At 31.8% G+C, this 12173-nt stretch carries 11 protein-coding genes and 1 tRNA gene; 10 read left to right on the forward strand and 2 right to left on the reverse strand.

The annotated features are described in order from the left end of the window. Position 1: 1 nt before the first annotated feature. The 4 genes from QWY91_RS05335 to QWY91_RS05350 all read left to right on the forward strand — a co-directional run bounded on the left by QWY91_RS05335 (position 2) and on the right by QWY91_RS05350 (position 3990). On the forward strand, positions 2-1903 hold the full coding sequence (locus tag QWY91_RS05335; RefSeq protein ID WP_290232355.1) for a RecQ family ATP-dependent DNA helicase: 1902 nt from the start codon (positions 2-4) through the stop codon (positions 1901-1903). A 1-nt stretch (position 1904) separates the two neighbouring features. Then, on the forward strand, positions 1905-2849 hold the full coding sequence (fmt, locus tag QWY91_RS05340; RefSeq protein ID WP_290232357.1) for a methionyl-tRNA formyltransferase: 945 nt from the start codon (positions 1905-1907) through the stop codon (positions 2847-2849). A gap of 184 nt (positions 2850-3033) precedes the next feature. Next, positions 3034-3306 carry an HU family DNA-binding protein gene (locus QWY91_RS05345; RefSeq protein ID WP_013071944.1) on the forward strand — a complete coding sequence of 91 codons (273 nt, stop codon included), beginning with the start codon at positions 3034-3036 and terminating at the stop codon, positions 3304-3306. 123 nt (positions 3307-3429) lie between these two features. Next, complete coding sequence (locus QWY91_RS05350) at positions 3430-3990, forward strand: YqgE/AlgH family protein (protein WP_290232363.1); 561 nt, start codon at positions 3430-3432, stop codon at positions 3988-3990. 24 nt (positions 3991-4014) lie between these two features. Here the strand turns inward: QWY91_RS05350 and QWY91_RS05355 are convergent, their stop codons facing one another. Next, the gene (locus tag QWY91_RS05355; protein ID WP_290232364.1) at positions 4015-4860 is read right to left on the reverse strand and encodes an aminotransferase class IV; all 846 of its coding nucleotides are present in this window, start codon (positions 4858-4860) and stop codon (positions 4015-4017) included. A 52-nt stretch (positions 4861-4912) separates the two neighbouring features. Next, positions 4913-5302 (reverse strand): START-like domain-containing protein, encoded by a 390-nt coding sequence (locus QWY91_RS05360; protein WP_290232366.1) that lies wholly within the window; start codon positions 5300-5302, stop codon positions 4913-4915. Positions 5303-5472: 170 nt separating this feature from the next. On the opposite strand from QWY91_RS05360, the gene QWY91_RS05365 reads away from it, so the two are divergent. From QWY91_RS05365 to QWY91_RS05390, 6 genes are all read left to right on the forward strand, one after another. Further along, a tRNA-Met gene (locus tag QWY91_RS05365) sits at positions 5473-5546 on the forward strand. A 1661-nt stretch (positions 5547-7207) separates the two neighbouring features. Then, positions 7208-7747: an NUDIX hydrolase gene (locus QWY91_RS05370; RefSeq protein WP_290232368.1), complete on the forward strand. Its 540-nt coding sequence runs from the start codon at positions 7208-7210 to the stop codon at positions 7745-7747. A 358-nt stretch (positions 7748-8105) separates the two neighbouring features. After that, positions 8106-8684, forward strand: coding sequence for a CPBP family intramembrane glutamic endopeptidase (locus QWY91_RS05375; protein WP_290232370.1), 579 nt, complete (start codon positions 8106-8108; stop codon positions 8682-8684). 913 nt (positions 8685-9597) lie between these two features. Then, a complete protein-coding gene (locus QWY91_RS05380; RefSeq protein WP_290232372.1) occupies positions 9598-10035 on the forward strand; it encodes a hypothetical protein in 438 nt (145 codons plus the stop codon). A 374-nt stretch (positions 10036-10409) separates the two neighbouring features. Beyond that, positions 10410-10754, forward strand: coding sequence for a hypothetical protein (locus QWY91_RS05385; RefSeq protein WP_290232375.1), 345 nt, complete (start codon positions 10410-10412; stop codon positions 10752-10754). A gap of 301 nt (positions 10755-11055) precedes the next feature. Further along, a complete protein-coding gene (locus QWY91_RS05390; RefSeq protein WP_290232376.1) occupies positions 11056-11667 on the forward strand; it encodes a DUF4377 domain-containing protein in 612 nt (203 codons plus the stop codon). The last annotated feature ends 506 nt before the right edge of the window (positions 11668-12173 follow it).

Consider the following 12173-nt stretch of genomic DNA (forward strand, 5'->3'; position numbering starts at 1 on the left):
AGTGCAGGAAGCTTTAAAAATATTAGACCAATATTGGGGGCATAAAGCGTTTAGATCGCTACAGTGGCCTATAATTTCTTCGGTTCTAGAAGGAGAAAACGTACTTGCGCTATTACCAACCGGAGGCGGAAAATCTATTTGTTTTCAGGTACCTGCGCAATTACAGGATGGTATTTGTATCGTCGTTTCTCCGCTAATTGCGTTAATGGAAGATCAGGTAAGCAACCTCCAGTCCCGCGGAATAAAAGCGATGGCTATTACGGGAGGGATCTCTTTTGATGATCTTGACAAAAAACTGGATAATTGTATTTACGGAAATTACAAATTCCTGTATCTCTCGCCAGAAAGATTGCAAATGGAACTGGTGCAAGAGCGAATTCGGCTAATGAATGTGAATCTAATTGCAATAGACGAAGCACATTGTATCTCACAATGGGGACACGATTTTAGACCAGCTTATCGCAATATCTCTATTTTTAAAGCCTTGAAACCAGACATTCCACTAATTGCGTTAACCGCAACGGCAACTTTGGATGTTATTGAAGATATAAAGGATCAATTGGAGTTACCCGATTTAAAGCTACACAAAAAATCCTTTTATCGTCCTAATATCGCTTACAATGTAAAAGTTGCTGAAGATAAATTTTATGAGGTCTCTAAACTTTTAACTTCTACGGAAGAAACGGCTATCATCTATGTTCGAAGTAGAAATGCAACCACAGAAATTGCCAATTATCTAAAATCGCAAAACTATCAGGCTGAAGCATTTCACGGCGGAATGAAACAGCAGGAAAAAAAGCGAAAGCTTGCAGATTGGTTAAAGAATAAATTTAGGATAATGGTTGCCACAACTGCCTTTGGCATGGGCATCGATAAACCCGATGTTAGACACGTTATTCATTTAAACTTACCCGAAAATCTAGAAAGTTACTTTCAAGAAGCGGGTCGTGCTGGTAGAGATGGAAATTTTGCAACGGCAACAGCCATTACCAATAAAGGCGATATTCCCGTTTTAGAAAATCAATTTTTGGCGAAACTACCTTCAATTTCTGAAATTAAGGAAATCTACAAAAAGTTATTTAGCTATTTTAGAGTAGCCTACGGCGAAGGAGAACAGGAAATCTTCAACTTCAATTTCAACTCTTTTTGCAAACAATACGCTTTCAATATTCATAAAGCATATTCGGCTTTGCAAATATTAGAGCGCTGTTCTATTTTGAAACTGAGTGAAGAATTTCACAAAAAGACATTTGTGAAATTTGAAGTTTCCCCGGGAAGTTTAAATCATTATTTACAATCGCGCCCTGAAATTTCTGAATTTGCAAGATCTATTTTACGCACTTATGGCGGTGTTTTTGAAAATCTCACTGCCATAAACATTACATCATTAGCTAAAAAAACAAATAGTACTGAAGACGAGGCGTTGCGATTACTTCAGAAATTGGAAAAAGATGAAATTATTGAATTTGATCATGCCCAGCACGATGCTTCAGTCACGTTTTTAGTACCTCGGGAAGATGAACGTACCTTGATTCCGCATACAAAATTCATTCAGCAATATCTTCAGAATAAAAAAGAAAAAATAGAGCAAGTTTTAACGTATATCGACAACGACAAAACCTGTAGAAGCAAACAACTATTGAGTTATTTTGGCGAAAAAGAAATTGATAACTGCGGAATATGCTCTGTTTGTACCAAACAACAAGCAGGAAAATTAACTCGAGATTTAATGAATATGATTTATTTGGAACTCATGAAAAAATTGAGACATTCTGAAAAATCATCAAGGGAATTAGTCGCTGAATTAGCTTTTTCTGAATCTCATATTTTAGAAGTTTTACGACTTTTAGTTGAAAAAAATAGAATTAAAAGAACACCAACAAACACCTATAAAGCAAATTAAAATGAAGGATTTACGAGTATTATTTATGGGAACACCAGATTTTGCAGTCGAAGGTCTTGCGAAAATTCTCGAAGCGGGCTACAACGTCGTTGGTGTGGTTACTGCTCCCGATCGACCTGCAGGGCGTGGTAGAAAATTAAACCAAAGTGCTGTTAAAAAGTTTGCGCTCACTAAAAGTTTGCCTGTTTTACAACCAACCAATTTAAAATCTGAAGAATTTGAGAATCAGCTTAAAGAACTCAATCCAAATTTACAGGTTGTAGTTGCTTTTAGAATGTTACCAGAAAAAGTATGGAAGTTCCCAGAGTACGGGACTTTTAATTTGCATGCTTCCCTCCTACCCGAATATCGCGGTGCGGCGCCCATTAACTGGGCTGTGATCAATGGCGAGAAAACTACTGGAGCAACAACTTTTTTTATTGATGAAAAAATAGATACGGGTGCGATTATAAAATCTAAGGAAATAGATATCCAGGCAACAGAAAACGTAGGAGCAGTTCATGATCGCTTAATGAATATGGGGGCTGAATTAATTGTAGATACCTTAAAATTAATCGAAAATGGTGAAGTAAAGACCATTTTACAAAATAAAGAGGTAGAACTGAAACCCGCTCCAAAATTAACACGTGAGAACACCAAAATCGATTGGACAAAAAATACCACAACGATCTACAATCTTATTCGCGGACTTAATCCCTATCCTGCAGCGTGGTGCTTTTTTCAGAATGGCGACAAAATGAATGTGAAGATTTTTGATTGCGAAATGATCCTGAAAGAACATAAAGAATCTATAGGAAAAGTAAGTGTTGAAAATCACCAAATTAAAATTGCAGCGTCGGATGGTTTTATTTTAGTAAACGAAATGCAGTTACCGGGAAAACGAAAAATGAGAGTAAAAGATTTGCTAAACGGTTTAACCCTGGAAGAAGAGGCCTATATGCTCTGAACCCTTGTGAATACTGAAATCATAAAAAATCAATAAATTTAAGGCTCAATTATTAACATTTTGCCAAAGTTATCAACAAACAATCCGTTTTCCCTTGCTATTCCTTGCATGGCTGAGAAATCCATATAAATTTGTAAGTGCAATTGAACAGAGTGTTTAACCAACAATTATTTAAATTCAAATTATGAACAAAACAGATTTAATCGACGCAATGGCTGAGGACGCAGGAATTTCTAAAGCGGCAGCTAAAAAAGCATTGGAATCATTTTTAGGAGGAATTGAAACTTCTCTAAAAAAAGGAGATAGAGTTTCCCTAGTAGGTTTTGGATCTTGGTCTGTATCGAAAAGAGCAGCACGTGAAGGTAGAAATCCACAAACTGGAAAGACAATTAAAATTGCTGCTAAAAACGTAGTGAAATTTAAAGCTGGTGCAGACTTACAAAAAGCTGTAAACTAATAATTTTCACCTTTTTAGTTAAAGTATTAAGGCTTTCCTAGCGGAAAGCTTTTTTTATTGATTTTTTTAATATTTTATTGTACGACTAATAATTATTAGTTAGATTAGTTAAAAAGTATGCCTATGATTGCACTAAAACCCTCTAAAGGCCACCTTTTAATAGCTGAGCCTTCTATTACCGGAGACGTATCTTTCAACAGATCAGTCGTTTTGCTAGCGGAACATTCTGATAATGGTTCTGTTGGATTTATTTTAAACAAGGTGCTTGATTTTACCTTAAAAGACCTTCTCCCCGATTTAAATGTAGATTTTAAAATTTATAACGGGGGTCCCGTCGAACAGGATAATCTTTATTTTATACATCGTATTCCAGATTTAATCCCAGATAGCGTAGAAATAGCTGATGGAATTTACTGGGGTGGAAATTTTGATGCCGTAACAACATTAATTTCTCAGAATTTAATTGACGAAAAGCAAATTCGGTTTTTCCTAGGCTACTCCGGATGGGACGCTGAACAATTAAATATTGAGCTAGATGCGAATTCTTGGATTGTAGTAACTAACGAAGATCAAAAGAATGTAATCGAAAGACCATACGATTCGTTTTGGAAAGACCAAATGATGCAATTGGGCGGTGAGTATGTATTATGGTCTAACGCACCAGAAAACCCTAGTTATAATTAAAATTAGACTTCCTAAATTACTTCATTAGCCTAACCTTGCTTTCGCATTAAGTTTAGCAAGCAGATCTTTGGCTACTGTATTTTCGTATTCCTTCTTTCGGTATTTTGAAATGGGCTGTATTCCAACAATCACATTGGTAATAAAAAGCTCATCTGCCTTTTGTAATTCGAATGGAGAAATAGATTTTTCCTCAAAATTATATTCCTGAAGCTTCTTTATAATACTAATTAATTGCTTTCTCGTAATTCCGTTTAAAGATCCGTCAGTTAAAGGGGGCGTCTTAATAGTATTTCCTTTTACCAAAAACAAATTGCCATTAAGCGCCTCTACAACAGATTTATTTTCGTTGATCAATAAACAGTTATGATAATCGTTTTCTTTGGCAAATATGCTTCCCAAAACGTTTATAGCCTTATTGTTTGACTTAATAGTAGATAACAATCCCGAATTTACGTAGTGATCTTTAAAAAGCTCTACTTCATAAAAGTCATCATTCAGAATATAAAAAGCATTATTAATTTCTGAAGCAAGAATAAAATATTCTATGTCCCTAACCTCCGGTGTATAAAAACCTCCTTCTTTTCTAAAAACGGAAAACTTAACACGTGCAGGCTTCGACTGAAGGTTATTTTTTTCAATTAATTGAAGAATCTCTTCTTCTAAAAACTCCGGAGAAAATTGGTTTGGAATTTCCATCCGCATGATACGCATGGAAGCCATTAATCTAAAATAATGATCTTCCCAAAACATTACCTTTCCGTTAATAACTCTTATCGTTTCAAATACCGAATCACCATAAGCATAACCACGATTAGTAATCGATAGATTTGCTTTATCCTCTTCCTGTATGTTTCCGTTAAAATTAATCATAAAAAAGCCCCGTTTTTATAGCGGGGCAAAGGTAAGTTTTATATATCGAATATTAAACCGATCCTAAAACCTGTTTAAGATCTGTAATCATATTTTCCCAAAGCATTTTTCCTTCTTCAACTTCGTCTTCATCTTCAGCAAAATCGGTTATCATTATAGACACATCTTTAGTGATATCATCTACCTGTATACGAATTTCAAAGAAAAATGGAGTATCCTCCTCCTCTAACCATCTAAATTTAACACGCTCATCACTTTTTTTACTTACAAGCTTAGCTTGTTCCTCACTACCTTCCCAAATGAAGGTAAATAATTCGCCACGCGAATTTACATTGTCGGCATACCATTCACTTAATCCTGAAGGAGTTGAAATATATTGATATAGCAATGAAGGAGAAGCATGTATTGGAAATTCCATTTCGTACTTTATCTTATCTTCCATTTTTCGATTTATTAGTTTCGAGCAATATATATATTAATTAGTAACATTAAAAGAAAACAATTTAAATATTTTCTAAAATAATGTTTGTGGCTTTTCAAATTGTTTATATATTTGCACCCGCATTTGCAGCACACCGCAATTGTTTTGAAGGCAGTAATACTGCAAGATACGGCGAGGTAGCTCAGTTGGTTAGAGCGTCGGATTCATAACCCGGAGGTCCCGAGTTCAAATCTCGGTCTCGCTACAGTAATAACAAGGCTTCACAGAAATGTGAAGCTTTTTGTTTTTTAATGGGTACAGAATAGGTACAGAATTTTATCTATTTCAGATAAATTAAAATTAGTGACTTAGAATAATCTCATTTGATGATAATTGAGATCAAATTTTAAGATTAATATCTAATTTTTTATTTGAAGTTTTTTGAATGGATTCATCATTTGACAACAAAATTTTAAGAACTTAACTGTCTTACTTAAAATATTTCCCCTAAATATTTAATTTATTTTCACTTTATTTTTCTGAAAAGGATGTATAAATAATTTTAAAATTCTAATTCTTCCGAAAAATTATATCTCTAAAAAGTCGCTCCAATATATTACCATTTACTGCGTAACCTTATCGATAAAAAATATGCTTTGATAATTGTGAGTAAAAAGATTGTTACTTTAAGTTTAGTTTGTTGATCTAAAGTCGGGTGAGTTATAGACTACAACCATATATTTTAAAGGTCTTCAAGTCATCTGAGCGTTTAATGTAAAAATTAATATATAAGGATAGAACTAGCGTAGGTTAGTTAAATTCCTATAAAACCTACATCCAGAGTATTTTATCACCGAATTGGTATATAGAATTTAAGCCTAGCTTTTATAAATCAATAAGGTCAAGCAGGACTCATAAAAATTTTGTAAAAACTTTTATTAATTTCATTTTATAAAGTCTTTCATTATAGTTTTTAAAGAAAATAGCAACGCTGAGATTTCTAAGATTTTGCTTAATAACTTCTACCAAATACTTAAACTGTAATTAAATTATTTGCTCTTAAAACATGCTAGTAAATATTTATTAATATAAATAACACAATTTGGTGAAAAAGTTTAAAAAGTGTCGATATCCGGAAAATGAACCGGTTAAAAGTGTATTTTTATGAGGATATAACGAGTTAGCCAAAATAACTCCTGACAAAAACACTTTCTGAAAACTGAACTGACCGCAGAAAAATCAACAGTCGAAATTCCATAAAAACGAAGAACATTTTTAAAAAGAAAAGCGGAAAAAACTCGCTGATAAAACCGATCTGATCGCAAAAAATTATAATCAAAATTCGATAAAATCGAACTCTATTTTTAAAGACTTAAAGAATAAAAAAACCAAATAAATGAAATCCAATATTGGATAAAATTTACGGCTATTTTTAGAAGCTAAAACTGACTTTAAGTGGGCAAGCACGAGAAAAAATACTGAAAATTTGAACTTTTAAATGAAATCTGAACTCTAGAATCATCAGCGATGCGGAAATCATTACGCAGAACAAATCTCTCCCTAAAAATGAATTGAAAATTCAGCTAACAATTAAAAAGCAACACTGAAAAAACTTCAAATTGTAAAATTTCGCTTTAAATTTTAGAATTTTATACTCCTCTCCCACTCTGAAAAACATTAAAATTTAAAATCTAATCTAAGCCGATATTCGATAAATCTGATAATATTTTTAAAGAATAAGAAATAAAACAAAATTTGGCGTGTCGTTACATTGGCTAACAACGGTTATAATTCATTGCGGCCGAATTTTATACCAAAAATTCCAGGAATATTTGCTAAATTAGGCGAAGCGGACAAGTCCGCTCAAAACAATCCGCAACGAAATCATAACCGGGGCCGTTGTGCCACATATAAAAAAACACTATTATGAAAAAAATTGTCATCCTAATATTTTTTGTCTTATTTCAATCAGTTAATGCTCAAGTTGAAAAGGACATTCCAATATTCCATAGACTTGTAATTTTGAACGCTGAAAATGAATTAATGGTAGTTAAAATTGAGAACGCTGATTTTTGGGTAACGCCAGGAATGTACCAAACTAAAGAATTATCAATTAAAAAAGGCTTGGACAGTATTGCCTTAAAGTATGGAATTAAAATAGAAAACCTTAAATTAAATGGAGTTTTCATATTAAAAAGAGAGCTAAAAGGAGAAAAATCAACATCTTTGAGAAATGTTTATACTGCAAAAGTAAAAGAAGAGAATATTAAAAAACCCGATGGAATTGAAGAAATAAAGTGGCTATCTGTTGACAAAGCAATTGAAACTATTACTTTCCCTCACATTAACGAAATGATTGAAAAAACAATGACCAAACCAAATGAAGTTTGGGGTGGAACTTTACTTCAGTACAAGGAAAATGAAAATTGGAAAATGAAAATATTAGAAGAATTTTATACCTTGTAAAATCACAAAAATAATTGGGAAAAATACGTGGCACAACACCGTATATAAAAAATAGCTACTTCTTTTCTAAATCGTAAATTTTGGTATATTTGGTAAGTCGCCAAATCTTTTGATTTGGCTTTTGAAAAGTAAAGATAAAATCAAAATGCAAAAGTTTTGGCTTGTGCTAAACCGAAAAAATGACGCTTGTTTTTACGCTACTTTCCATATACAAACTCGTTGGCAGCAAGCTAAAATTACACATAAAAAATAAATGTGACCTAAAGATAATATCTTGACGTATAAAAATTACAATCCGATTATCCAAGTTTTGGGCCTTTTCCTCTTATTAGTAGTTCTTCAAATTTCGTTATTTTTAATGGTGAATACGACTATTGAAAATGATGATTATACTAGAACCGAAATGGCTATTAGTATTGATCTAGGATTGTTAATTGTGGTTTGTTTTTATACATATTATTATAAAAATAATACTCTTAAGAATGTAAAAATTCCTAATTTAAGGAATATTATGGTTTGTATTTTTGTAACAATTTTAATTGTTGTTATCTGGCCATTTCTGGATTTACCTGACCTAATAGATAAAATTTTAAACGAAGAAAAAATTTACAGCTATTCTTTACAAAAGATAACTTGGAATATAACAAGTTTCGAACAGTGCTATTATTCTTTAAGGACTCTTTTGTTAATGCCTATATTGGAAGAAACTTTTTATAGAAAAATAATCTTTGAAAAAATCAATGAAAAATATAAAACTATTACTGCAATATTAATTTCAAGTTTTTTGTTCAGTTTGGGACACTTGGATTATTCGTTTTTTTCAACAGCATTTTTTATAGGAATAATATTAAGTTTAGTTTATATTAAAACAAGGAATCTAGTAATACCCATAGTAATACATTCATTAATAAATTTATCTAATAATTTCTTTAGTTAAGTAAAGTACTTGAATTTATTTTATAAAATAGAAGGGAAAAGCCAGCTGCCAACAATGCGTATAGACAATTGCGGCTAAATACCTAATCGATATTCGATGTTTTTAGCTATCTTTATTTTAAGCGGACAGAACCTGGCGAATAAATCCGCAACAGTCCATACTCAAAACCGTTAGCCAAAATAACTCCTGACAAAAACACTTTCTGAAAACCGAACTGACCGCAGGAAAATCAACACTCGAAATTCCATAAAAACGAAGAACATTTTTAAAAAGAAAAGCGGAAAAAACTCGCTGATAAAACCGATCTGATCGCAAAAAATTATAATCAAAATTCGATAAAATCGAACTATATTTTTAAAGACTTAAAGAATAAAAAAACCAAATAAATGAAATCCAATATTGGATAAAATTGACGGCTATTTTTAGAAGCTAAAACTGACTTTAAGTGGGCAAGCACGAGAAAAAATACTGAAAATTTGAACTTTTAAATGAAATCTAAACTCTAGAATCATCAGCGATGCGGAAATCATCACGCAGAACAAATCTCTCCCTAAATATGAATTGAAAATTCAGCTAACAATTAAAAAGCAACACTGAAAAAAGTTCAAATTGTAAAATTTCGCTTTAAATTTTAGAATTTTATACTCCTCTCCCACTCTGAAAAACATTAAAATTTAAAATCTAATCTAAGCCGATATTCGATAAATCTGATAACATTTTTAAAGAATAAGAACTAAAAACAAAATTTGGCGTGTCGTTACATTGGCTAACAACGGTTATAATTCATTGCGGCGGAATTTTATACCAAAAATTCCAGGAATATTTGCTAAATTACAGCCGTAACCGAAAAGTCCTGTTGGACTTTTCCGCAACAAATCATAACCGGAGCCGTTGTGCGTTATACCTGAAAACAATGCAGAGTAAAATAATTATCATATTACTACTTACTTTATCCTTCAAAGGATTTAGTTCGGAATTAGATACTTTGGACTATTGGCACGTTTATAAGAATGACAAAATAATCGCGAAATTCAACTCTGTTTCTAAAGACTTAGATATCAAAATAAAGAAATCTGAAATCAAAGATTCTGATACAATTTCAATTCGTTATGGAAAAGACACTCGATGTTCGAATTGTAAATACATTTTATTCGTTCGTGATGAAAAAAATCGGAAATTAAGAATAACGGAATCAGACAAATATTGGAATAAATTATCTTTCGGACTTTTGGACTTAATCGAATTCGGACAAAAAAATAAAAGTAAACGTTACGATTTTTATTACTGGGAACGGAATAGTGATGGAAAAAATGGACGAATGAAATTGGTATTGCAAATGACATTGGAATAAAAAAAGTACGAACGCACAACAACGCGTATAGCCAATTGCGGCTAAATATTTAATCGATATTCGATGTTTTTAGCTACATTTATTTTAAATGGACAAAACCTAGTTAACCAGCTCGCAACTGTCCATACTCGAAACCGTTACCACACATTTGAACTCAACATTGAAAATAGCACTAAAAATCATCGGATTATTAATTCTATTGATATTTTTGTACTTCTTAGAAACTATAATTTTCTTACTGGTTTTCGGCGAAGGCGGACAAGCAAGTAGTGTTATGAATAATGGATTGACAAAACTAATTATGTATGTTATTCCGATAATAGTTGTTGCCGGAATTGCATTCAAAATATTTAAAAAAAACTAAAACGAGGGAATTGAAAACTGCGGAATTTTGGAAAATAAAGACAAATTATCTCGGAATTGGAATAAGGTCAGTTCTGTTTTTTGGAATTTTATTACTTCTGATTTTGATTGAGATATTTGCTTTTTTCTTAATTTATGGTTCAGGAGCAACTTCCAGCAGAATTGCAAATTTATGGTATGTTGACTTAATTTTAAATTTTCTGCCGATTTTACTCGTTGGCGGATTTTTGGTCTACAGAATTATAAAAAAGTATAAAAAGCAAGAATATGTGAATTTCAAAACAAATGTGATTACACTTTTAATTTTGATTTTTCTATTCTCAATCAGAAATCAACTTGAACATCTGATTTTCTGAAATGGAAAATAAAAACGTGTGGTAACAATGTATATAAAAAATAGCGCGAGCAGTTGAAAACACGAAGGTTCGGGCACTTTTTCGAGGTCGCCAAATTTTTAATTTTGGCTATTTGAAAAAAGAAATATAAATAGAAAAATTTAAAAATTCAGCTCGAGTTCAACCGAATGGATAGCGCACTTTTTCAGCGCTACTTTTCATATACTCGACCGTTATATGCCATTTGTAAAATCCTTTATAACGCAACCTTTTGATATAATAAACATCTTATAGTTAAATAATAATTTGAAAAATAGCCAAAATGAGAAATTTAAACATATTACTATGTTTTTTAATAATTATATTTATTTCTAGTTGTTCTAAAGACGATGACGGAGATATGGAAAAAATAGTTGAAATGACAATTTATCCAGAAACAGGAATTGGAGGATTTCTTTTTTCAACAGATGTGTATGGGGAATTTTTATTATTTTCGGAGAGCGATAATCAGGAAAAAAGAATTTTGACAAATGGAGGGAATATTTATGCAAACTTAAATTATGAAAAGGGTTATGAATACAAAATAGAGGCAAGAAAAACTTTTTTAAAAAATCCACCACAAGATGGATCATCAATCAATTTTGAATTTATAAAAACACTTTCGAAGGAAAAAGCTATTACTCAAAATAGTGAACAACAATTTGAAATGGAAGTTGGCCCGACAAAAGTTGGATTTATTTCACTTTTAGAAGACGGAATTCAACAAGCCTTATTTGTCAAGGAAAGTGGTGAAGATTATAAGAAGCCTTTATTAAATATAGAAGGATTCGATTATGAAGAAGGTTATACATATAGATTAAACGTGGAAAAGATTATTCAAGCAGAACCATATTCTGTAAAATACGTTTTGATTGATATTATATCACAAGAATAGGTATAAAAATCATTGAGTTCCCGAATAAACATTTTACTTTAATATTTATCTACTATTTAACAATTGAACAAAAAAACGGCATATAACAATGTATAACCGCAATTACGGCGGATTTGACTATGTCCGAATACATTCATAATTGCGAATGACTGTGCTAAACCGAAAATTAACGCATATTAACCCGTAACTGACGGTTATACCGCACCGTTGTAAAAAATAGCTCCGGATCCCTATCTCTACCAAAAGCAGAACTGGTCGCACAGAAAAAAATCAAAATTCGATAAAATCAGACTTAATTATTTTAGAACTTTAAGTAAAAATAAACTGATAAAATCGCTCTCTCGTTTTTATTCTAAATGAAAATTGACCTTAAATTTGAGCAACAATGCGGAGAAAAATAGCGGAAAAATATCTACGCAAAACAGAACGCAGAAATAAGAACTTAAAATTTAAAAAAAATTAAAGAAGTAAAAAACTGTGTGGAAAAGCAGTATGCTAAATCAATT

Source organism: Zunongwangia endophytica (assembly GCF_030409505.1).
GTDB lineage: Bacteria > Bacteroidota > Bacteroidia > Flavobacteriales > Flavobacteriaceae > Zunongwangia > Zunongwangia endophytica.